21 protein-coding genes are annotated in these 20,525 nt (G+C 61.9%); 13 read left to right on the top strand and 8 right to left on the bottom strand.

All coding sequences use genetic code 11. The annotated features are described in order from the left end of the window. Window positions 1-54 precede the first annotated feature (54 nt). The 9 genes from VPH40_RS03185 to VPH40_RS03225 all read left to right on the top strand — a co-directional run bounded on the left by VPH40_RS03185 (window position 55) and on the right by VPH40_RS03225 (window position 5,729). A complete protein-coding gene (locus VPH40_RS03185) occupies window positions 55-867 on the top strand; it encodes a phosphonate ABC transporter ATP-binding protein (protein WP_099667935.1) in 813 nt (270 codons plus the stop codon). A gap of 17 nt (window positions 868-884) precedes the next feature. Continuing rightward, window positions 885-1,697 (top strand): PhnE/PtxC family ABC transporter permease, encoded by an 813-nt coding sequence (locus VPH40_RS03190; protein WP_251349215.1) that lies wholly within the window; start codon window positions 885-887, stop codon window positions 1,695-1,697. Then, complete coding sequence (gene phnE / locus VPH40_RS03195) at window positions 1,694-2,497, top strand: phosphonate ABC transporter, permease protein PhnE (protein WP_328572646.1); 804 nt, start codon at window positions 1,694-1,696, stop codon at window positions 2,495-2,497. The genes VPH40_RS03190 and phnE overlap by 4 nt, the downstream gene beginning before the upstream one ends. Window positions 2,498-2,522: 25 nt before the next feature. After that, window positions 2,523-2,888, top strand: a complete 366-nt coding sequence (locus tag VPH40_RS03200; protein ID WP_328572647.1) for a hypothetical protein — start codon at window positions 2,523-2,525, stop codon at window positions 2,886-2,888. Then, window positions 2,885-3,397, top strand: a complete 513-nt coding sequence (locus VPH40_RS03205; protein ID WP_328572648.1) for a GNAT family N-acetyltransferase — start codon at window positions 2,885-2,887, stop codon at window positions 3,395-3,397. Before VPH40_RS03200 ends, VPH40_RS03205 begins: the two co-directional genes overlap by 4 nt. A gap of 181 nt (window positions 3,398-3,578) precedes the next feature. After that, complete coding sequence (locus tag VPH40_RS03210; RefSeq protein ID WP_328572649.1) at window positions 3,579-3,953, top strand: hypothetical protein; 375 nt, start codon at window positions 3,579-3,581, stop codon at window positions 3,951-3,953. After that, the gene (locus tag VPH40_RS03215) at window positions 3,950-4,444 is read left to right on the top strand and encodes a GNAT family N-acetyltransferase (protein WP_305061941.1); all 495 of its coding nucleotides are present in this window, start codon (window positions 3,950-3,952) and stop codon (window positions 4,442-4,444) included. The genes VPH40_RS03210 and VPH40_RS03215 overlap by 4 nt, the downstream gene beginning before the upstream one ends. 51 nt (window positions 4,445-4,495) lie before the next feature. Further along, complete coding sequence (locus tag VPH40_RS03220) at window positions 4,496-4,723, top strand: hypothetical protein (protein ID WP_289904924.1); 228 nt, start codon at window positions 4,496-4,498, stop codon at window positions 4,721-4,723. Window positions 4,724-4,982: 259 nt separating this feature from the next. Next, entirely contained in the window at window positions 4,983-5,729 is a 747-nt protein-coding gene (locus VPH40_RS03225; protein WP_328572650.1) for a hypothetical protein, read from the top strand. A 13-nt stretch (window positions 5,730-5,742) separates the two neighbouring features. Here the strand turns inward: VPH40_RS03225 and VPH40_RS03230 are convergent, their stop codons facing one another. From VPH40_RS03230 to cyoA, 7 genes are all read right to left on the bottom strand, one after another. Continuing rightward, window positions 5,743-6,279 carry a response regulator transcription factor gene (locus VPH40_RS03230; protein WP_034788474.1) on the bottom strand — a complete coding sequence of 179 codons (537 nt, stop codon included), beginning with the start codon at window positions 6,277-6,279 and terminating at the stop codon, window positions 5,743-5,745. After that, complete coding sequence (locus VPH40_RS03235; protein WP_099667925.1) at window positions 6,269-7,618, bottom strand: ATP-binding protein; 1,350 nt, start codon at window positions 7,616-7,618, stop codon at window positions 6,269-6,271. The genes VPH40_RS03230 and VPH40_RS03235 overlap by 11 nt, the downstream gene beginning before the upstream one ends. Next, the gene (locus tag VPH40_RS03240; RefSeq protein WP_442906588.1) at window positions 7,602-8,459 is read right to left on the bottom strand and encodes an SURF1 family protein; all 858 of its coding nucleotides are present in this window, start codon (window positions 8,457-8,459) and stop codon (window positions 7,602-7,604) included. Before VPH40_RS03240 ends, VPH40_RS03235 begins: the two co-directional genes overlap by 17 nt. Next, window positions 8,456-8,842 (bottom strand): cytochrome o ubiquinol oxidase subunit IV, encoded by a 387-nt coding sequence (gene cyoD, locus VPH40_RS03245; protein WP_099667923.1) that lies wholly within the window; start codon window positions 8,840-8,842, stop codon window positions 8,456-8,458. Before cyoD ends, VPH40_RS03240 begins: the two co-directional genes overlap by 4 nt. Next, entirely contained in the window at window positions 8,839-9,477 is a 639-nt protein-coding gene (gene cyoC, locus VPH40_RS03250) for a cytochrome o ubiquinol oxidase subunit III (RefSeq protein WP_086144570.1), read from the bottom strand. Before cyoC ends, cyoD begins: the two co-directional genes overlap by 4 nt. Further along, the gene (cyoB, locus tag VPH40_RS03255) at window positions 9,470-11,473 is read right to left on the bottom strand and encodes a cytochrome o ubiquinol oxidase subunit I (RefSeq protein WP_289897856.1); all 2,004 of its coding nucleotides are present in this window, start codon (window positions 11,471-11,473) and stop codon (window positions 9,470-9,472) included. Before cyoB ends, cyoC begins: the two co-directional genes overlap by 8 nt. A gap of 84 nt (window positions 11,474-11,557) precedes the next feature. Further along, window positions 11,558-12,541 (bottom strand): ubiquinol oxidase subunit II, encoded by a 984-nt coding sequence (gene cyoA / locus VPH40_RS03260; protein WP_251348654.1) that lies wholly within the window; start codon window positions 12,539-12,541, stop codon window positions 11,558-11,560. Window positions 12,542-12,758: 217 nt separating this feature from the next. On the opposite strand from cyoA, the gene VPH40_RS03265 reads away from it, so the two are divergent. After that, window positions 12,759-14,105, top strand: a complete 1,347-nt coding sequence (locus VPH40_RS03265) for an MFS transporter (RefSeq protein ID WP_099667920.1) — start codon at window positions 12,759-12,761, stop codon at window positions 14,103-14,105. A gap of 104 nt (window positions 14,106-14,209) precedes the next feature. On the opposite strand, the gene VPH40_RS03270 is transcribed toward VPH40_RS03265, so the two are convergent. Next, window positions 14,210-14,662: an Hsp20/alpha crystallin family protein gene (locus tag VPH40_RS03270; RefSeq protein ID WP_289904919.1), complete on the bottom strand. Its 453-nt coding sequence runs from the start codon at window positions 14,660-14,662 to the stop codon at window positions 14,210-14,212. A 282-nt stretch (window positions 14,663-14,944) separates the two neighbouring features. Here VPH40_RS03270 and VPH40_RS03275 point away from each other — a divergent pair, with 282 nt between their 5' ends. The 3 genes from VPH40_RS03275 to VPH40_RS03285 are packed head-to-tail and all read left to right on the top strand — an operon-like array spanning window position 14,945 to window position 20,521. Further along, on the top strand, window positions 14,945-18,427 hold the full coding sequence (locus tag VPH40_RS03275; protein WP_328572651.1) for a response regulator: 3,483 nt from the start codon (window positions 14,945-14,947) through the stop codon (window positions 18,425-18,427). A 28-nt stretch (window positions 18,428-18,455) separates the two neighbouring features. Further along, entirely contained in the window at window positions 18,456-19,334 is an 879-nt protein-coding gene (locus VPH40_RS03280) for a CheR family methyltransferase (RefSeq protein ID WP_328572652.1), read from the top strand. After that, window positions 19,331-20,521: a hybrid sensor histidine kinase/response regulator gene (locus VPH40_RS03285; RefSeq protein WP_328572653.1), complete on the top strand. Its 1,191-nt coding sequence runs from the start codon at window positions 19,331-19,333 to the stop codon at window positions 20,519-20,521. The genes VPH40_RS03280 and VPH40_RS03285 overlap by 4 nt, the downstream gene beginning before the upstream one ends. Window positions 20,522-20,525 lie beyond the last annotated feature (4 nt).

Below are 20,525 nucleotides of genomic sequence, written 5' to 3' on the forward strand. Positions count from 1 at the left end.
CCGGATGGCGTCCTGCGGACGCATCCGGCACACTCCCCCACACCGAAATCTCGCATGACATTCCAACTTCACAAGGTCAGCGTCCACCACGCGGGCGCCGCCGGCAATGCGCTGGCCCTGCGGGACCTGGACCTGGACGTGGCCCAGGGTGAGCAGATCGCCCTGATCGGCCCGTCCGGCGCCGGCAAGACCAGCCTGCTGCACACCTTGGCGTGCGCGCTGCGTCCCGAATCCGGCACCTTGGACATCCTGGGTATTTCTCCCTGGCAAATCGGCAGCGCCGAGCGCCACGCCTTGCGCGCGCGCCTGTTCCTGGCGCCGCAAACGCCACCCTTGCCGCCGCGCCAGCGCGTCGTCAACGCCGTGCTGGCGGGCCGCTTGCCCCAATGGAGCTTGTGGACGGCCATCCGTTCGCTGCTGGCGCCCGTCGACCCGCGCGCCGCGTGGGAAGCTTTAGGTAAATTCAACCTGCAGGATAAGCTGTATGCACGGGTCGACCGCCTGTCCGGCGGCGAACGCCAGCGCTGCGGCATGGCGCGCGCGCTCGTGTCGGATGCGCAAGTCTTCCTCGTCGACGAACCGCTGTCCGCGCTCGACCCTACGCTCGCCTTGCAAACGATCCACGTGCTGCAAGCGGAAGCGACGGCGCGCAACGCCACCCTGATCTGCAGCCTGCACCAGGTGGAAATTGCCCGCGCCTGCTTTACGCGCATCGTCGCCTTGCGCGACGGCAAGATCGTCTTCGACTTGCCCGGCGCCCAGGTCAGCGACGCCATGATCGCCGAGCTGTACCGCAACAAGGCGGATACGGCGCCGCAGTTCGAGGCCGTGGAAACGCAGCTGGACGCCGCGAGGCCCCTTTGCTGAAATCCGCCAACGCCGCGATGCCGCGCGACCCCGCCTGGCGCGGCCGCCTGACCGGCGCCGCCATCGTGCTGCTCGTGCTGTGGCCGATGCTGGTGCAGGCGGAATTCAAGCCGTGGATTTTATGGGATGCGCAAAGCCTGGCGGCCACCTGGCAATTCCTTGCCAGCTTCGTGCCGCCCGCCCACTCGCTGGAATTCCTGCAACTGGTGGCCATTTCCAGCTGGGAAACCATCGCCATGGCCACGGCCGGGATGGCGCTGGCCATGCTGGGCGCCATCCCCCTGACCTTGCTGGTGACGGAACGATTGTCGATTTCGCGCCTCGGCTCCGGCCGGGTGGCGCCCCTGGCCGCCGCCCTGCGCCACGCGGTCCGCGCCTTGCTGGTGCTGCTGCGCAGCGTGCCGGAACTGGTCTGGGCCTTGTTATTGGTGCGTATCGTGGGACTGGGGCCGACGGCGGGCGTGATCGCCATCGCCCTCACCTATTGCGGCATGCTGGGCAAGGTCTACGCGGAAATCCTCGAATCGTCGGATGCGTCCGCCTGCAACGCGCTATTGCACAACGGCAGCGGCCGCCTGAAAGCCTTGCTGTACGGCGCCCTGCCCGAATCGGCCGCCGAACTGGTGTCGTACACGATCTACCGCTGGGAATGCGCGATCCGCGGCTCCGTCGTCATGGGATTTGTCGGCGCGGGCGGCCTGGGCCAGCGCATGGATGAATCGATGAAGATGATGGCGGGCAGCGAACTGGCCACCATGCTGATGGTCTTCGTGCTGCTGGTGGCGGGCGCCGACGCCGTGTCCGCCATGTTGCGCCGGAGGCTGGCATGAAGCATCAGCATTTCACAGCGATGCCCGCGCCTGCTCCCGTGCGCTGGTCCACCTGGGCCTTGCTGGCCGGTTTGTTGCTGCTGGTCATCGCCAGCTTCGCCACCCTGCCCCTGAAATGGGGAGAGTTTTTCAGCGCGGACGCCGTGCGCACGAGCGCCGACTTCCTGCACGGCTTCGCCCCGCCCGAACTGGCCAGCCCCTTCCTGATGAAAGTCGGTGTGGCCACGTTCGAGACCCTGGCCATGTCGGCCATCGGCACGGTCATCGCGGCCGTATTCGGCGCGCTGCTGGCCCTGCCCGCCAGCGGGCGTTTTGGCACCGTGGCGCGCAACGCGACGCGCGGCGTGTTGAACGTGCTGCGCTCGATCCCGGAACTGGTCTGGGCGTCAATTTTACTGATCGCCGCCGGCCTGGGTCCGTTCGCGGGCACCCTGGCGCTGGCGCTGCACACGGTGGGCGTGCTGGGCCGCTTGTTTGCCGACGCCTTCGAGAATTGCCCGCCCTTGCCGGCGGCGACCTTGCGCATCAACGGCGCGCGCCCCGCCGTGGCCTTCCTGTACGCGACCTTGCCGCAATGCAGCCCGCAAATGATGTCCTACACCCTGTACCGCTGGGAAAACAATATCCGCGCCGCCGCCATCCTCGGCGTCGTCGGTGCGGGCGGCCTGGGGCAGATGCTGAAATACCATCTGTCGCTGTTCCAGATGCAGAACGCCGCCACCGTCATCGTCGCCATGCTGCTGATGGTGGCCGCCGTCGATGGTCTCAGCTACCTGCTGCGCCGCGCCATGACCCGTTAATTGTCACTTTTCGCAAGGATCGCCCATGTCAGGCTGGTGGACCATTATCTCGACAGAAACGCCGGAACAGCTGGCCGACATGACGAAAATCAACAAGGACGCATTTCTCGCCACCTGGGAAGCGGGCCTGTTCGGCGCCGACTGGATCGCGCAGCTGTGCCACGACGGCAAGGCGACCCAGCTGTCGTCGAACGGCTTTCCCAACCGCTACACGGCTTCGGCGGACGTCATCGCGCCCCTGCTGCAGGCGGGCATTGCCGAGGCGCAGCATGGGGAATTTCCGCAAGATACGCTGACGGGCTGGCCCGGCACCATCACCGTGCATCCGGAGCGCATCGCCGCCTGCCAGGCCGGCCAACTGCTGAGCATCGAAGTGTGGGACCAGTCATGACACAAGCGTTGATCATTCGCAAGGAAACCGCGGCCGACGTCGACGCCATCGACCACCTCACGCGCGACGCCTTTCTGCATGCGGAACACACGGACCACACAGAACAGTTCATCGTCAAGGCCTTGCGCGACGCGGGCGCCCTGAGCGTGTCGCTGGTGGCCGAACTGGAAGGCGCCATCATCGGCCACGTGGCCGCCTCCCCCGTCAGTATCAGCGATGGCACGCCGCGCTGGTATGGGCTGGGTCCCGTTTCCGTTGCCCCTGGCCATCAGCAACAGGGCGTGGGCAGCCAGCTCATCAGGCAATTGCTGAACGACTTGCACCGGCTGGGCGCGGCCGGCTGCGTGGTGCTGGGCGATCCACGGTATTACGGGCGTTTCGGCTTCCGCTCGGACGCTGCCTTGACCCTGCCGGGCGTGCCGGCCGAGTATTTCCAGACACTGCATCTGGCGGGGTCCTTACCAACAGGCAACGTGACCTACCACCGCGCGTTTGAGGCCAACAGCTAGGCAAAGTCTTACGCGCATACAACACTGCAGCATGCACGGGCACCAGCAAGGCATTGATGCTGTTAATATTGCCAAATACTTAAATGACTGGCGCCACCCATGGATGCGCGCCACGCCATTCAAGCATGACGGACGTCTTTCCCGCCTATGCGGGCCACCCTTGCATGGAATTACCGGCACCATGAAAAAATTGTTTTTTGGTATTACCACCGCCTGCTGCGCGCTGTTCACCAACGCCAGCGCCGCGCCTGTCGAAGACTTTATCGGCACTTGGAAACTGGAACGCACCACCGTCCCGAACTATGTCGTCATCAAGCAGGAAGGCGAGCGGCTCGTGGCGCTGCGCTATGCGCGCAATGTCCTCACCAACAAGATCGTCGAACGGCGCTTTCCCGCCAGCTATGCGAACGGCGACATCACCATCGCTGCGGGCGAGACAGTCATCCAGGCGCGCAGCGTGAACGACGTGGCTACCGTCACGATGCTGGCGGAAGCGTACAAGAAGATTTCCTCGTCCACGGCCGTGCCCACCAGTGAAGAAATGTCACAGATTTGAACCACATCGTCATCCGCCCCACCAGCGCCGCCGATTGGCCGGCGCTGAAGTCCACGCGCCTGGCCGCCCTGCTCGACGCCCCCACGGCCTTTGGCGCCAGCCACGCCAGCGCCGCCGCTTTTTCGGACGCCGACTGGCAACAGCGCGCCGTCAGCACGCCGCAGCGCACGTTTTTCCTTGCCTTTGACGCAGAACAACCCGTCGGCCTGGCCGCGCAAGTGGTGGCCGGCAATGGCGAATGCCATCTGATCGCCATGTGGGTACATTCCGAATATCGCGGCCTGACCGTGGCGCAAGACCTGGTCGAGGCCGTGAAACGATGCGCCGTCGGCAATGGCCACGCGCGGCTGGTACTCGACGTCGCGCCGGAAAATGCGCGCGCGGCCGCGTTTTACCGGAAACAGGGCTTTGTCTTTTTACCGGAATGGGAAGCGCTGGAAAGCCATCCCCATATCCGCGTGCAGAAAATGGAATGGCTGGCGGTGGCATGAGTTCGATCACTGCGCGTAGCTGCCATTCTTGCGTCCCCACGAGGATGAATCGTGTTTGACTGGATTTTTGACGGCATCGTCTGGATCGTTCGTCTGCTGATCTATAACCTGTTAGGAACGGTCATTGAAAAGCTGTTCTATTGGCCGGGCTGGGCAATACTACGGCTACTCACGCTGGGCCACTACCCGCCGGCGAGAGCGTTGCCGCATAATCGCTTTGCCGTCGCCCTGTTTGCTGCGGTAGTCATCGCTTCCGGCCTGTTGATGGCATTGACGTAAATACAGTGTTTTAGCGAGTAAATCATTCATGGCAGATACGCGCATCGACGCGGCATCGGCACAACGTTGCTTTCTTTCCCCAATGCCTCTAAGAAAACAGCTGATTCAAGCATTCCATTGCTCCAGATTGACACTCTGTCCTAAAAATCCCCATTCATCGCCATTCTTTTCTACACTCATGTTTCCTTGAATGGGCAGGAAAAACAGACTGCTCTGACTTGATAAACAATGACGTGAGAGGCAAATGAACAGGATGAATATGCGTGCAATCGCCGGACTTCTGCTGTGTGCATGCGGCACCGCCGTCCACGCCCAGGCTGATGTAGAACAAGCCGTGGCGCCGGCCGTGGAACAGGCTGAACCCGATACGGCGGCGTCCGTCAATGTCAAAGGCATCCGGGATCCGGATTGGAAACCCTACAGTGCCATGCTCAAGGGGGTGAAACGCTTCGAGGAAAAACACGGCTTGGCGCCCGGCGCCGAATTGCGCTTCATCCTGGAGCCGCGCCGTGCCGATGTCGACATGCATGCCATCGCGCTGCGGCTGGAAAGCGACGAGGCGGGTATGGCGATACCGCTGGGGGAGCGCAATATCTTCAGCCTGCCCGTCGAACAGGGTCCTCTGTATGAGAAGGCCGAGCTGACCGTCAACCGCAAGGCGGGGTCGGTCAGGTGGATACCCTACGTCAGGAGCGCGGCCACCAGCGACACGCTGCGCCGCCTGGGCGACCTGCGGCTGGCGTGCGAAGTGCATTGGGCCATCGACAAGGAAACCTTGCCTTTCGCCATGCGCACGGCGATGAGCGCATTGGGCGGCCCGTGCAATTTCGTGTCGCAAAAGGGAACCTACAGCTTTTCCGAGCCGCGGCGCATTACGGCTGCGACGATCAGTTTTAATGGCAAGAGCGCGCCCGTGCCCTTCAGCGGTTCGTCGTTCACGCCGCCGCTGCGGGAACAGGACTGGAGCGACGACAGCGTGCTCGAACTGACGTTCGCCGACGACTAGCTGGCGCGGCGCCCTACTTCACCCGCTGCTTTTCCAGCTTGCGCGCCAGGGTGCGCCGGTGCATGCCCAACCTTCTCGCCGTTTCCGAGATATTGAAATCCGTCTCGGCCAGCATTTCGTGGATGCGTTCCCATTCCAGGGTCTTGATGTTGGTGGCGCGGTTCGTCAGTTCGATGTCCGCGTTGCCGGCCACGTGGCCGAAGGCCGCTTCGATGTCGTCCGTGTTCGACGGTTTCGCCAGGTACTGGCAGGCGCCCAGCTTGATGGCTTCGACGGCCGTGCCGATGCTGGCGTAACCGGTGAGCACGACGATCAGCATCTCCGGGTCGTGCTGGTGCAGCATCTGCACGCAAGCCAGGCCTGACGTATTGCCATTGAGCTTCAAATCGACGACGGCGTAGTCGGGGCAATGCTGTTCCAGCAAGGCGCTCGCCTCATCGAAATTGGTGGCCAGGATGACCTGGTAGCCGCGCCGTTCGAACGAGCGGCCCAGGGTGCGGGCAAACGCGGCGTCGTCTTCCACGATCAGTAACAGACGGTCATCCTGCATGGTGGTCGCTTTCTCTTTCCAGTTTGATGGCCGCCAGCGGCAAGGCCAGGTGCACCACCGCCCCGCCCTGCACCCTGTTGCGCGCCGTCACCGTACCGCCCAAGGTACGCGCAACATTCACCACGAGGAACAGGCCGAGGCCGCCGCCGGGCTTGCCCTTGCTGCTTTGATACGGTTTGCCCAGGTGCGTCAGCATCGACGGCTCGAAGCCGGGACCCGCATCGGTAATGACCAGGTGCAAGGCATCCGCTTCGCGCGTCGCTTCGAAGCGCAGCCAGTCGGGCGACGCTTCCAGCGCATTGTCGAGCACATTGCAGATGGTTTGTTTCAGGGTCGAATCGAAGACGACGGGCACGTCGTGCTCGATGCGGTTATCGTACTCGAAATCCTGGATCGGGCGGCTCGTGCGCCACTCGTCGACCAGGTCGTTGAGGAAGGTGTTGATCGTCGTTTTCACGGACGATTCGCCGCGCGCTTCACCCGCCGACAGCAAGATGCCGCTGACGATGCTCTTGCAGCGCTGCAATTGCGCCTGCATTTCCGTGATTTCTTCCAGCAATTCGCTGTTCTTGCTCAATTCCGGCATGCGGCGCCAGTCGCCGAGGATGACAGACAGGGTTGCCAGCGGCGTGCCCAGCTCGTGCGCGGCGCCCGAAGCCAGCAAGCCCATGCGGATGATGTGCTCTTCTTCCGCCGCGCGCTGTCGCAAGTCGGCCACCTTGGCGTCGCCGGCGCGCTGGTTGCGGTTGATGCGCGTAATAAACACCACCAGCAAGGCGGCGTTCAAAATAAAACAGATCAGCAAGCCTTGCACGTACAGGCTGGAAAAGCCCCGTTCCGGGTCGATCGGCAGGATCAAGGGGCCGGGCAACAAGGCCAGGCCCGCCAGGCACAGACTGGTGATGGCCACCATGATCCACGTCGACCACACTTCCAGCAGGACGGCGCTGAGGATGACTTGCAATAAGTACAGGAAGGCAAACGGGTTGCTGATGCCGCCGCTCAGGTAGAGCTGGGCCGTCAGCACGGTGACGTCGACCAGCAGAGCGAGGAACAGGGCCGTGTTGGACACGGGCTGGCGTTCGTGCCAGCGCAGCAGGCTGGCTAAATTAAAAGCGATGAGGCAGGACAGCACTTCGAGCATGTAGGGCACGGGCAAGGCGATGCCCAGTCCCACGCCCACGCCAAAGATCGTGCTGATCTGGCCGATCACGGCCAGCCAGCGCAGCTGGATCAGCAGCTTCATGTTCTGGTGGCCGGCCGGATGTTCCATCTCGGCCGCCACCGCACCGCGTTCTAATACCTCGCGGTTGGGCAGGATCTCAATCCTGCCCGGCATGGTCGCTTTCTTGCGATAGATCAAGGTGCTGTTGGGACAAGCTGGCCTTGCGCGCGCGGCGACGTTTGTCTTCGCGCACGATCCACCAGCTGATACCGGCTACCATCAAGGCCAGGGTGAACCATGTCAAGGCGTACACGAGGTGGCTGTTGTGGAAGGAAATCACGGTCAGCCCGCCGACGGGAGCGTCGGCAGCCGTTTCCGACTTTGCCTTCGCATCAACGAAGTATGGCGCCACGTTGGTCAGCATGTGCGAGGCGCCGATGGCGGCCACGTCGCGCGAATACCAGTGCTGCGTGGCAGGACTATTTTCGCGCAGGAAACCGCCGCCCGTCTCGCTGACGCGCAGCAAACCGTCCACGTGGACGATGCCGGCCGGCGTGCCGGCGGCGATGCCTTCGCGTTTCGGCACGAAGCCGCGGTTGATCAGCACGGTGCTGCCATCGGCCAGGCGCAAGGGCGTCACCAGCCAGTAACCGCTGCCCAGTGCCGTCGTTGCTTGCACCAGGGTATTGAAAATGGGGAGATACGTACCGGAGAGTCGCACATGGCGGTATTCATCCGTTTGCTGCGTGACACTGGCCCAGGCTGCGGGTCCAGGCGCGTCCGTTGCGGGCGCATGTACGCGTTGTTCGACGCGCTCGATCAGGTCAAGCTTCCAGAACAGGCGCTTGACTTGCCAGGTGCCCAGGGCACAGAAACCGGCAAATAAGATCCCCGCCAGCAAGGCCAGTGCAATTTTTGAATAATGCACAGCCATGCCGCGTGGGCCTGGCGCGGCATCTTGCGATGCGGCGCCAGGGGCGCGCCCGGTGTTGCTTGGGCGCGTATTACTCATCATGGAGCCGTTTTCGTATGCATGTACTCAGGCATCAGATCCGGCATCATGTTGTGGTTCATGTGGTACATGACCCACAGGGAACCGGCCATGGCAATACCCACGATCATGATGGTGAAGATCAGCGCCATCATGTTCCAGCCGCCTTCGGACTTGGTGTTCATGTGCAGGAAGTACACCATGTGTACCACCACTTGAACGGCCGCGAACGCCAGCAGGACCAGGCCCATGGTGCCCGAGTTGGTGATGGCTTTCGTCATCACCAGCCAGAAAGGAATGGCCGTCAGGATCACCGACAGGATGAAGCCGATGGTATAGCTTTTCAGGCTGCCATGATCGTGATCGTCATGGTGGTGGCTATCGCCGTGTGTGTGGTGGTCGCTCATGGCAGCACTCCCATCAGGTAGACAAAGGTGAAGACGCCGATCCAGATGACGTCCAGGAAATGCCAGAACAGCGACAGGCACATCATGCGACGGCCGTTTTCCGGGGTCAGACCATGCTTGTTCAACTGGAACATCAAAGTCACGAGCCAGATCACGCCGAACGTCACGTGCAAGCCGTGGGTACCGACCAGGGCGAAGAACGACGACAGGAACGCGCTGCGCTGCGGACCGGCGCCTTCGTGGATCAGATGAATGAATTCATACATTTCCAGCGACAGGAAGGCCAGGCCGAACAGGCCCGTGATGCCCAGCCAGACCAGGGTGCTGCGCAATTGCTTGCGCTGCATGGTCAGCATGGCGAAGCCGTAGGTGATCGACGACAACAGCAGCATGGCCGTGTTGACGGCCACCAGCGGCAGGTCGAACAGCGCGGCGCCCGTCGGGCCGTCCGCGTAGCTGCGGCCGACCACGGCATACGTGGCGAACAGACAGGCGAAGATCAGGCAATCGCTCATCAGGTAGAGCCAGAAACCCAGCAAGCTGCCGTTTTCCGGGTGGTGCTCGCGCACAAAGTAGCTGCGCGTGCTTGGTGCGGCGCCAGCGGCGCCGGTGTTATGGGCGATGGTATCAGACATGGCTGCTCAGCAATTTAGTATAAGCGTCTTCGGTACGGACCACTTCTTCCGCAGGAATGTAGTAATCGCGCTTGTAGTTAAAGGTATGGACGATGATGGTGACCATCATGATCACGAAGCCAACGCTGGCGACGAGCCACATTTGCCAGATCAGGCCAAAACCGACCAGTGCGGACAGTGCGGCGATCACGAAACCAGCCCAGGTGTTCTTCGGCATGTGGATCTTCGTGAAACCGGACGTCGGACGCTGGTAACCGTGTTTCTTCATGTCAGTCCATGCATCGAGTTCATGAACTTGCGGCGTGAAGGCGAAATTATAGTCTGGCGGTGGCGACGACGTCGACCATTCCAGCGTACGGCCGCCCCATGGGTCGCCGGTCACGTCGCGCAGGGCGTGACGGTTGCGGTAGCTGACGAAGAACTGGATCAGCATGGACGCGATGCCCAGTGCGATCGAGACGGCGCCAAACCAGGCGATGATGGTCCAGATTTGCAGCGATGGATCTTCAAAGTGGTTGACACGACGGGTCACGCCCATCAGGCCCAGCACGTACAGCGGCATGAAGGCCAGGTAGAAGCCGACGAACCAGAACCAGAACGAGCACTTGCCCCAGAACGCGTCGAGCTTGTAACCGAAGGCTTTCGGATACCAGTAGTTAATCGCAGCGAATACACCGAAGACCACGCCGCCGATAATCACGTTATGGAAGTGGGCGATCAGGAACAGGCTGTTGTGCAGCACGAAGTCCGCTGGTGGTACGGCCAGCAATACGCCGGTCATGCCGCCGATGGTGAAGGTGACCATGAAGCCGATCGTCCACAGCATGGGCAGTTCGAAGCGGATACGGCCGCGGTACATGGTAAACAGCCAGTTGAAGATCTTCGCGCCCGTCGGGATCGAAATGATCATCGTCGTGATGCCGAAGAAGGAGTTGACGCTGGCGCCCGAACCCATGGTGAAGAAGTGATGCAGCCATACCAGGTACGACAGGATCATGATGACGCAGGTGGCGTACACCATCGAAGCGTAGCCGAACAGGCGCTTGCTGCTGAAGGTGGCAACGACTTCCGAGAACACGCCGAACAGCGGCAGGATCAGGATGTAGACCTCTGGGTGACCCCAGATCCAGATCAGGTTGACGTACATCATGGCGTTGCCGCCCAGTTCCGTCGTGAAGAAGTTAAAGCCTGCAACGCGGTCCAGCGACAGCATGGCCAATACAGCCGTCAGCACCGGGAAGGCGGCGACGATCAGGATGTTGGTGCACAGTGCGGTCCAGGTGAAGACCGGCATTTTCATCCAGGTCATGCCTGGTGCGCGCATCTTGACGATGGTGGCGATCAGGTTGACGCCGGACAATAGCGTCCCGACCCCGGCAATCTGCAAGGACCATATGTAATAGTCTACCCCCACGTCCGGACTGCCGACGATGCCCGACAGCGGTGGATACGCCAGCCAGCCCGTGCGGGCGAATTCGCCGACGAACAGCGAAGCCATGACCAGGGCGGCGCCCATGGTGGTCATCCAGAAGCTGAAGTTGTTAAGGAAAGGGAAAGCCACGTCGCGCGCGCCGATTTGCAGCGGCACCACGTAGTTCATCAGACCCGTCACGAAAGGCATCGCGACGAAGAAGATCATGATCACGCCGTGGGCGGTGAAGATCTGGTCGTAGTGATGCGGTGGCAGGAAGCCGGCATTGTCGCCAAAGGCGATTGCCTGCTGGGTGCGCATCATGAGCGCGTCGGCGAAGCCGCGCAGCAGCATGACCAGGCCCAGGATCATGTACATGATACCGATTTTTTTATGGTCGATACTGGTGATCCAGTCGCGCCACAGGGTACCCCAGACGCGGAAATACGTCAGTGCCGCAACGAGTGCGATACCGCCCAGGGCGACCATTGCAAAGGTCGCCAGCAGGATAGGTTCGTGAAATGGAATTGCATCCCAAGTCAGACGGCCGAATATAAGCTTCGTCAGATCAATATGGTCTAGCATTGTTACTCTCAGAGAAAAAAGGGAGGCGCCAGGCAAGCGGCGCCAGTATCTGCAGCGCAATGCGCTGCGGGATTCATGCAGTCGTTACTTGGCTTGAACGCCCTTTTCAACTACTGCATCGCTAGCGACTACTGCCGTTACGGCCGCTACCGGGCTATTTGCCATCGTCAATTTGTATGGCTCGACCGGCGTCACGCACAGAGCGTCGGAAACGATGGTGCGGTTCAGAATTGCCTTGTACAGATCGCTAGGTACGGCGCTGTAGCGGCGGACCGGGTCGCGTTCGCTAGGCTGGGCCAGCGACAGGTAGTCGTCGCGATTCAGCGCGCCGCCACCGGCACGTGCCGATTCCACCCATTTGTCGAAGTCCGCATCATTCACGCCGTGGAACTTGAAGCGCATGCCCGAGAAACCGGCACCGCTGTAGTTGGCGGAAAAGCCCTTGTAGACGCCAGGCTTGTTGATGACGGCATTCAGCTGCGTTTCCATGCCAGGCATGGCGTAGATCTGACCTGCCAGTGCGGGGATGAAGAACGAGTTCATGACGGACGACGCGGTGATCTTGAAGCGGATCGGACGATCGACTGGCGCGTACAGTTCATTCACGGAAGCGATGCCTTGTTCCGGGTAGATGAACAGCCATTTCCAGTCCAGCGCCACGACTTCGACGATCATCGGCTTGTGGCTGGCAGGAATCGGACGGTTGGCGTCGATACGGCTCAGCGGACGATAAGGATCGAGGGTGTGGGTGCTGATCCAGGTCAGCAGGCCCAGCACGATGATGATCAGCAGGGGCGCGCCCCAGATGATCAGCTCGAGGCGAGTCGAGTGGTCCCAGTCCGGCTCGTATTTGGCCGCGGTGTTGTTTTTTCTATAGCGCCATGCGAAAAGCAGGGTCAGGGCGATTACCGGAACGATAATCAACAGCATCAGCAATGTCGAGATGACAATCAGATTGCCTTGCTGAACTGCGATGTCTCCGGACGGATTCAGTACCACCGTATTGCAACCAGCCAACAATGCGAGAGGTAAAAGAAGCAGTCCGCGACGAACTTTTAATGAAAACATACAGGAAAGTCCAGTACAGGGGATGAAGATATGGTACTGTATTCTCACTGGAGCGCGTTGGCAATTGGACGTTTTGTCCTACCCCTTGCTCGGATTTTCACTCGGTAGTTGCGGAGTTTTCCTACAGCTATCTATTGAATAGTCCTACTCCGGGCGTGAGACACCCGGGGTATGTTACGCGTTGGCCGAACTCGAAACTATATTGGAGACGATCATCATGTCCAGCACGCGCATACACAGCGGGGATGTACCCGCCGACTTTTCCCCTCACTCCCTGCGCGACGCAAGCGGGGCCGGCACGGTCGAATCGCATATCGACCCCGGTGAGATCGCCGTCGGCGTGATCATCGGCCGCGCTTCCGAATACTTCGACTTCTTTGTCTACGCCATCGCCTCGGTGCTGGTGTTTCCGCGCGTCTTCTTCCCGTTTGAAGAGCGCCTGGAAGGGACTTTATATGCCTTCCTGATTTTCTCGTTCGCCTTCATCGCCCGTCCGTTCGGCACCGTGATCTTCATGGAGATCCAGCGCCGCATGGGGCGCAGCGCCAAGCTGACCTTCGCCCTCTTCCTGCTGGGCGTGTCGACGGCCGGCATCGCCTTCCTGCCGACGTATTCCCACCTGGGCTTTGCCGCCATCATCTGGCTGTCCGTGCTGCGCATCGGCCAGGGCGTGGCCTTGGGCGGTTCGTGGGATGGCTTGCCCTCGCTGCTGGCCCTGAACGCGCCGGAAAACAAGCGGGGATGGTACGCCATGCTGGGCCAGCTGGGCGCGCCCGCCGGCTTCCTGATCGCCGCCGGCCTGTTCTGGTTCATGCTCACCACCCTGACGGATGAAGACTTCCTCGATTGGGGCTGGCGCTATCCGTTCTATGTGGCCTTCGCCATCAACGTGGTCGCCCTGTTTGCCCGTCTGCGCCTGGTGTCGACGAATGAATATGCGCGCCTGCTCGACGAACGCGAACTGCAGCCCGTGAGCGTGTTTGAAATGAGCCGCGGCCAGGGCCGCAACGTGCTGATCGGCGCCCTCGCCGCGCTGGCCAGCTACGCGCTGTTCCACCTGGTGACCGTGTTCCCGCTGTCGTGGATTTCCGTCTACCAGACGCGTTCCGCGCCGGACTTCCTGCAAATCCAGATGCTGGGCGCCGTGCTGGCCGCCGTCGGCGTGGTGATTTCCGGCTTGCTGGCCGATAAAGTGGGCCGCCGCACCACCCTGGGCGTGCTGGCCGTGCTGATCGCCATCTTCAGCGCCTTCGTGCCGACCCTGATGGGTGGCGGCAATACGGGCCAGGACGTGTTCATCCTCGTGGGCTTCAGCCTGCTGGGCTTGTCCTACGGCCAGGCAGCCGGCGCCGTGACGGCCAACTTCCCTGCCCGCTTCCGCTATACGGGCGCGGCCCTGACGTCCGACCTGGCCTGGCTGGTCGGCGCCGGCTTCGCTCCGCTGGTGGCGCTGGGCCTGTCAGCCAACTTCGGCCTTGCCTACGTCAGCTTCTACCTGCTGTCGGGCGCCGTCGCCTCGCTGGCCGCCCTGAGCCTGAACCGGGCACTGGAAATCCGCGACTGACATATATATATAGTGTGCAGTACGCACAGCACTGAAAAACGCCGGCTCCGTCCGGCGTTTTTTTCATCCCCGCGCCAGCTTGACGCCACGCTTCCTGGTCACGCTCACTGTATCGCCAGCTGCCGCCCGCCCGTGCCTTCCTTCTTCGGCAAGTCCAGCAGCAACACGCCATTTTCATAGCGGGCCTGCGCACCGGCCTCGTCCACCTCATGCTGCAGCACGAAGCTGCGGTATTGCTGGCCATACTCGCGTTCGCTGCGCACGACCTTGCCGCCGCCGTCGCGCGTCACCCTTTCATTCTTGAGTTCGGCGCTGATGGAAACGCGGTTGCCGTCGATGGACACCTGGATATCGTCTTTATTCACGCCTGGAATGTCCGCCTGCAACAGATAGGCTTGTTCGGTTTCGGCAATATCGACGCGCATGCGCCCATTGCCCACATCGCGCACATGCAAGGCGGGCGCGAAAAAGTCGCGCATGAATTCTTCCATGTCGCTGAAGGGGTCGAAACGTCCCAGCGGGTGCTGCGGATCGCGGTGAATCAAATGATTGGCCATGATGTCCTCCTGCATGGGCTGGCTTGCACACGGCGGCCGCCTGCAAGGACGCCGCCACCTCCTGCATCTTAGGATGACAACAGCCAATCTCTTTGATCTGCCTCAATCGTGGCCAGCTTGATTTTCCCGCCACTTTGATCTGTGCGTTGCCTCGCCTTGCACAGGCGTGCGAGTCGGCAATTGGGCACAAGACTGTTATGCTAGCGCACGCCATGCTTGACCACCAGAAAACTTGCATTTCAATTAAAATTGATTCTTTCGCGACAGCCTTACACGGACATGATGAATACCAAGACCCCGATCGATTCCTTCAGCTTTCGCCGCATCCTCGCCCGCAACGTCACCTTGCCGCTGGTTATCGGGGTCATCACGGCCCTCGTGTTCGTCGCCCTGATCGCCTACCTGCTGTCGGCCCTGCGCTCGGTCGAGCATTCCGAACGGGTGATCGGCAATGCGAACGAAGTCATGAAATTGTCCGTCGACCTGGAAACGGGCATGCGCGGCTACTTGCTGACGGGCGACGAAACGTTTTTGGCGCCATATAAATCAGGCAAGGCAAAGATCGCCGTCGAAATGAACACGCTGCTGGAACTGGTGTCCGACAGCCCCATCCAGGTCGACCGGCTGCGCCGCATCCGCGCGCTGCAAGGCCAGTGGCTCGATTATGCCGAAGGCGTGATCGCCCAGCGCCGCAGCAACCAGGAATTCCTCGCGCGCGTGCGCCAGGGCGAAGGCAAGCTGGAATTTGACGAAATCCGCCGCGAATTCCTCGACTTCCTGTCCATGGAGCAGCGACTGCGCCAGGAACGGGCCGACACGGCCGAGAGCCGCACCATGCTGGCCGTGGTGGTCTTCCTCATCCTCAGCCTGGGATTGTCGGGCTTGCTCGCCTACCTGGGACGGCGCGAACTGCTGCGCCTGTCCGACATCTACAACGATGCGCTCGAGCAGCGCGGCAAGGACAACGACGTGCTGCAGGAGCAGGCGTGGCTGCGCACGGGGCAGACGGAACTGGCGGCCCACACGAGCGGCCAGCTGGGCTTGCCGCAGCTGGGACGGCACGTGCTGGACTTCCTCGCTCACCGCCTCGACGTGGCCGTTGCCACCCTGTACGTCGTCGACGACGATGGCAGCCTGCGCCGCACGGCCGTGTACGGCTTCAGCGACCAGGGCGTCAAGGACAAGCCCGTCTTCAAGCTGGGCGAAGGCCTGGTGGGCGAGACGGCGCGCGAAAAGCGCCTCAAGCATGTGCAGCAGGTGCCCGAGAATTACCTGACCGTGACATCGAGCCTGGGCCACGGCACGCCGCTGGAACTGGTCTTGACGCCCGTCAACAACGAAGGCGTCGTCAACGGCGTCATCGAACTGGGCTTTACACACCCCGTCAGTGCCCGCGCCAAGGAATGGTTGAACCTGATTGCCGCGAATGTCGGCACGTCGCTGGAAGCGGCCCTGTACCGCCAGCGCCTGCAAAATGTGCTGGAAGAAACCCAGCAATTGAATGAAGAACTGGAAGTGCAGCAGGAAGAATTGCGCACGGCCAATGAGGAGCTGGGCGAGCAGTCGCGCGTGCTGGAACAGTCGCAAGCCCACCTGGAAGAGCAAAAGGCGGCACTGGAACAGTCGAACGAGCAGCTGGCCGTGCAGGCGCTGTCGCTGGACCAGAAAAACATGGCCATCGGCGAAGCCCATGCACAGCTGGAAGCGCGCGCCGAAGAGCTGCAGCGGGCCAGCCGCTATAAATCCGAATTCCTGGCGAACATGTCGCACGAACTGCGCACGCCACTGAACAGTTCGCTCATCCTGTCGAAGCTGCTGTCGGACAATACCAGCGGCAACCTGACGCCGGAGCAAGTGACGTTTGCGCAAACCATTTATTCGGCCGGCAACGATTTATTGACTCTCATCAACGATATCCTCGACATTTCCAAGGTCGAGGCGGGCAAGCTGGAATTGACGCCGGAAGCCGTGCCCTTCGACGAGCTGCTCAGCAGCATGAAGATGCTGTTCGGCGCCCAGGCGCAGCAAAAGAAACTTGTCTTAGACGTCAAGGTGGCGCCGGACGCCCCGCCATCGTTTGTCAGCGACCGCCAGCGCCTCGAGCAAATCCTGAAAAACCTGCTGTCGAACGCCATCAAGTTTACCGATACGGGCAGCGTATCCCTGCACGTGAGCACCGCTGCGGCCGGCCAGGTGCGCTTCCAGGTGCAGGATACGGGCATCGGCATCGCCGGCGACCAGCAGCACAAGATTTTCGACGCCTTCCACCAGGCCGACGGCACCACCAGCCGCCGCTACGGCGGCACGGGCCTGGGCCTGTCGATTTCGCGCGACCTGGCAGCCTTGCTCGGTGGCAGCATCGAGCTGGCCAGCACGCCAGGCCAAGGCAGCACGTTCTCCCTGGTACTGCCGGCCGTCATGCCGGAACGCGCGGCGGAAGCGGTCACCGTGCCCGCCGCCGCGCCGCAGGCCCCCGCCAGAATCGCGGCCGCCGCGCCCAAGGCGGCGCCTGCCGCCAAGCCCGTGCCGCTGCCCACCTTCGAGGATGACAGAAATAGCGTGCCCGCAGCCAAGACGGGCCAGCGTTCCGTGCTGGTGATCGAGGATGAGCCGTCGTTTGCCGGCATCCTGTTCGACCTCGCGCATGAAATGCAATACCGCTGCCTGGTGGCGCACGGCGCCGACGAAGGCTTGCGCCTGGCGCAAGAATTCCTGCCCGACGCCATCCTGCTCGACATGGGCTTGCCAGACCGCCCCGGCTTGCTGGTCTTGCAACAGCTCAAGGAAAACCCGCTGACGCGCCACATTCCCGTGCACATCGTCTCCGGCAACGACCAGATGCAGGAAGCCATGCAATTGGGCGCCATCGGCTACGCCACCAAGCCGCGCACGCGCGAGCAGCTGAAGGAAGTGTTCCGCAAGCTCGAATCGAAATTCACGCAACAGATGAAGCGCATCCTGCTGGTCGAGGACGACGAACGCCAGCGCGAAAGCGTGGTGCACCTGATCAGCGACGACGACGTGGAAATCACGGCCGTGGCGCTGGGCGAGCAGGCGCTGGAATTGCTGAAAACACAGATTTTCGACTGCATGATCATCGACCTCAAGCTGCCCGATATCCAGGGCAACGAATTGCTCGAACGCATGGAACATGAAGAGCTGTGCTCGTTCCCGCCCGTCATCGTCTACACGGGCCGCAACCTGAGCCGCGAGGAAGAAGCGGACCTGATGAAGTATTCGCGCTCCATCATCATCAAGGGCGCCCGCTCGCCCGAACGCCTGCTCGACGAAGTCACCCTCTTCCTGCACAAGGTGGAGTCGGAACTGTCGAGCGAGCGCCAGGGCATGCTGCAACAGGTGCGCAGCCGCGAGCGCGTATTCGAAGGGCGCAAGATTTTGCTGGTGGACGACGACGTGCGCAATATCTTTGCCCTGACGAATGCGCTGGAACAGAAAGGCGTGGTGGTGGAAATCGGCCGCAACGGCTTCGAAGCCATCAGCAAGCTCAACAGTGTGGACGATATCGACCTCGTGTTGATGGATGTCATGATGCCGGGCATGGATGGCCTGGAAGCGACGCGGCTGATCCGCGCCGATGGTCGCTACAACAAGCTGCCCATCATCGCCATCACGGCCAAGGCCATGAAGAATGACCAGGAAGAATGCCTGCAGGCGGGCGCATCCGATTACCTGGCCAAGCCGATCGACCTGGACCGTTTGTATTCGCTGCTGCGCGTGTGGATGCCGAAGATGGAACGCATGTGATGACACGCCATGCCCGGGAGCGGCGCTGATGTCCCAGCGCACCACGGACGCACAACTGCAGGCGCTGATGGAGGCAATCTATCAGCGCTACAGCTATGACTTCCGCGACTACTCTTTACCCTCGCAGCGGCGGCGCCTGCATCAGGCGCTAGAACGCCTGCATTGCGCCGACCTGCCCGCCTTGCAGCAGCTGGTGCTGGACGATGCCGCCGCCTTTGGCAAGCTGCTGCAGATTTTGACCGTGCCCGTCACGCAAATGTTCCGCGACCCGGCGTTTTTCCGCGCCTTGCGCGAACAGGTGGTGCCCGTGCTGAAAACCTACCCGTCGCCGACCATCTGGGTGGCCGGCTGCTGCACCGGCGAAGAAGCGCTGTCGCTGGCCATCCTGCTGCACGAGGAAGGCTTGCTCGAACGCAGCACGATTTACGCCACGGACATCAATCCGCAAGCGCTGGCCACGGCCGCGCGCGGCGTGTATCCGCTGCACCGGCTCGATGAGTACGGCGCCAACTACCTGGCCGCGGGCGGCCTGGGCCAGCTGGCCGACTATTACACGGCCGAACATGCGACGGTGCGTTTCCAGCAGCGCCTGCTCGACAGGATCAACTTTGCCGACCACAGCCTGTCCACGGACAGTGTTTTTATTGAAACGCAATTGATTTGCTGCCGTAACGTACTGATTTACTTCAACAAAACCTTGCAGGAGCGGGCCCTGGGCCTGTTCCACGACTCGCTGTGCCACCGGGGTTTCCTGGGCCTGGGCAGCAAGGAAAGCACGCATTTCACCCGCTTTGCCGCCGAATTCGAGCCATTGCCGGGTCCCGAAAAGCTCTACCGCAAGCGTGCGCCATCGCACGCCGCTTCCCACTACGCTGGACGGCAAAGCCATGCCAGGAATGAAACATGATGAATGAAACAAGCACCAAACTGCTGATCGTCGACGACTTGCCGGAAAACTTGCGCGCGCTCAATGCGTTGATACGCGAGAGCGACCGCAGCGTCTACCAGGCATCCTCGGGCGAAGAAGCGCTGGCCCTGCTGCTGGAACACGATTTCGCGCTGGCCATCCTCGACGTGCAAATGCCGGAAATGGATGGCTTTGAGCTGGCGCAATTGATGCGCGGCACGGAAAAGACGCGCCACATCCCCATCGTCTTCGTCACGGCGGCCGGCAAGGAAATGAATTTCGCCTTCCAGGGCTATGAAAGCGGCGCCGTCGATTTCCTGCACAAGCCGCTCGACATCAATGCCGTGCAAAGCAAGGTCAATGTCTTCGTTGCCCTGCACCAGCAGCGCAGCGAAACGCGGCGCCAGGTGCAGGCGCTCGAACACAGCCGCCAGCAGCAGGAAGCGCTGCTGAAGGAATTGCGCGCCACCCAGGCGGAACTGCAGCGCTCGCTACGGCTGCGCGACGAATTCATGTCCATGGTGGCGCACGAGCTGCGCACGCCGCTGAACACGCTGTTCCTGGAAACGCAGATGCGCACCGTCAACCTGGAACGGGGCAACCTGGCCGCCTTCGAACCGGAAAAGCTGGGCAAGATGGTGGCGCGCGACGGGCGGCAAATCCGCAGCATGGTGCGCCTGATCGACGACATGCTCGACGTGTCGCGCATCACCAGCGGCAAGCTGTCGATCCGCCGCGAAGCCGTCGACCTGACCAGCCTCGTGCGCCGCGTGGCGGACGACCTGGCGCCGTATGCGGCGGCCGCCGGCAGCGTGCTGGAAGTGCTGGCCTTCGAACCCATCCAGGGTTACTGGGATGCCTTCCGCGTCGAGCAGATCGTTGTCAACCTGATCAGCAATGCCGTGCGCTACGGCCAGGGCCAGCCCGTGGAAATCAGCCTGGCGCACACGCAGAACAGCGCCGTCATCGAAGTGCGCGACCATGGCATCGGCATCAACGCGCGCGACCAGGAACGCATCTTCGATGCTTTCGAGCGCGTCATCCACCAGGACCGCACGGGCGGCCTGGGCCTGGGCCTGTTCATCACCAAGCAGCTGGTGGACGCCCACGGCGGCGCCATCACCCTGCAAAGCCAGCCCGGCAATGGCGCCCTGTTCAGCGTCACCCTGCCGCTGGCCGGCAGCTGAGGCC

The sequence above is a fragment of the Janthinobacterium sp. P210005 genome (genome assembly GCF_036231865.1).
GTDB lineage: Bacteria > Pseudomonadota > Gammaproteobacteria > Burkholderiales > Burkholderiaceae_D > Janthinobacterium > Janthinobacterium kumbetense.

Bases quoted from the DNA above. Each gene is read 5' to 3' on its own strand.
- VPH40_RS03205 (WP_328572648.1), top strand. From the start codon at position 2,885: ATGACACAAGCGTTGATCATTCGCAAGGAAACCGCGGCCGACGTCGAC.
- VPH40_RS03265 (WP_099667920.1), top strand. From the start codon at position 12,759: ATGTCCAGCACGCGCATACACAGCGGGGATGTACCCGCCGACTTTTCC.
- VPH40_RS03210 (WP_328572649.1), top strand. From the start codon at position 3,579: ATGAAAAAATTGTTTTTTGGTATTACCACCGCCTGCTGCGCGCTGTTC.
- VPH40_RS03235 (WP_099667925.1), bottom strand. From the start codon at position 7,618: ATGCCGGGCAGGATTGAGATCCTGCCCAACCGCGAGGTATTAGAACGC.
- cyoD (WP_099667923.1), bottom strand. From the start codon at position 8,842: ATGAGCGACCACCACACACACGGCGATAGCCACCACCATGACGATCAC.
- VPH40_RS03275 (WP_328572651.1), top strand. From the start codon at position 14,945: ATGAATACCAAGACCCCGATCGATTCCTTCAGCTTTCGCCGCATCCTC.
- cyoB (WP_289897856.1), bottom strand. From the start codon at position 11,473: ATGCTAGACCATATTGATCTGACGAAGCTTATATTCGGCCGTCTGACT.
- VPH40_RS03200 (WP_328572647.1), top strand. From the start codon at position 2,523: ATGTCAGGCTGGTGGACCATTATCTCGACAGAAACGCCGGAACAGCTG.
- VPH40_RS03240 (WP_442906588.1), bottom strand. From the start codon at position 8,459: ATGATGAGTAATACGCGCCCAAGCAACACCGGGCGCGCCCCTGGCGCC.
- VPH40_RS03230 (WP_034788474.1), bottom strand. From the start codon at position 6,279: ATGCAGGATGACCGTCTGTTACTGATCGTGGAAGACGACGCCGCGTTT.
- VPH40_RS03225 (WP_328572650.1), top strand. From the start codon at position 4,983: ATGCGTGCAATCGCCGGACTTCTGCTGTGTGCATGCGGCACCGCCGTC.
- cyoC (WP_086144570.1), bottom strand. From the start codon at position 9,477: ATGTCTGATACCATCGCCCATAACACCGGCGCCGCTGGCGCCGCACCA.
- VPH40_RS03190 (WP_251349215.1), top strand. From the start codon at position 885: ATGCCGCGCGACCCCGCCTGGCGCGGCCGCCTGACCGGCGCCGCCATC.
- VPH40_RS03285 (WP_328572653.1), top strand. From the start codon at position 19,331: ATGATGAATGAAACAAGCACCAAACTGCTGATCGTCGACGACTTGCCG.
- cyoA (WP_251348654.1), bottom strand. From the start codon at position 12,541: ATGTTTTCATTAAAAGTTCGTCGCGGACTGCTTCTTTTACCTCTCGCA.
- VPH40_RS03185 (WP_099667935.1), top strand. From the start codon at position 55: ATGACATTCCAACTTCACAAGGTCAGCGTCCACCACGCGGGCGCCGCC.
- VPH40_RS03280 (WP_328572652.1), top strand. From the start codon at position 18,456: ATGTCCCAGCGCACCACGGACGCACAACTGCAGGCGCTGATGGAGGCA.
- phnE (WP_328572646.1), top strand. From the start codon at position 1,694: ATGAAGCATCAGCATTTCACAGCGATGCCCGCGCCTGCTCCCGTGCGC.
- VPH40_RS03270 (WP_289904919.1), bottom strand. From the start codon at position 14,662: ATGGCCAATCATTTGATTCACCGCGATCCGCAGCACCCGCTGGGACGT.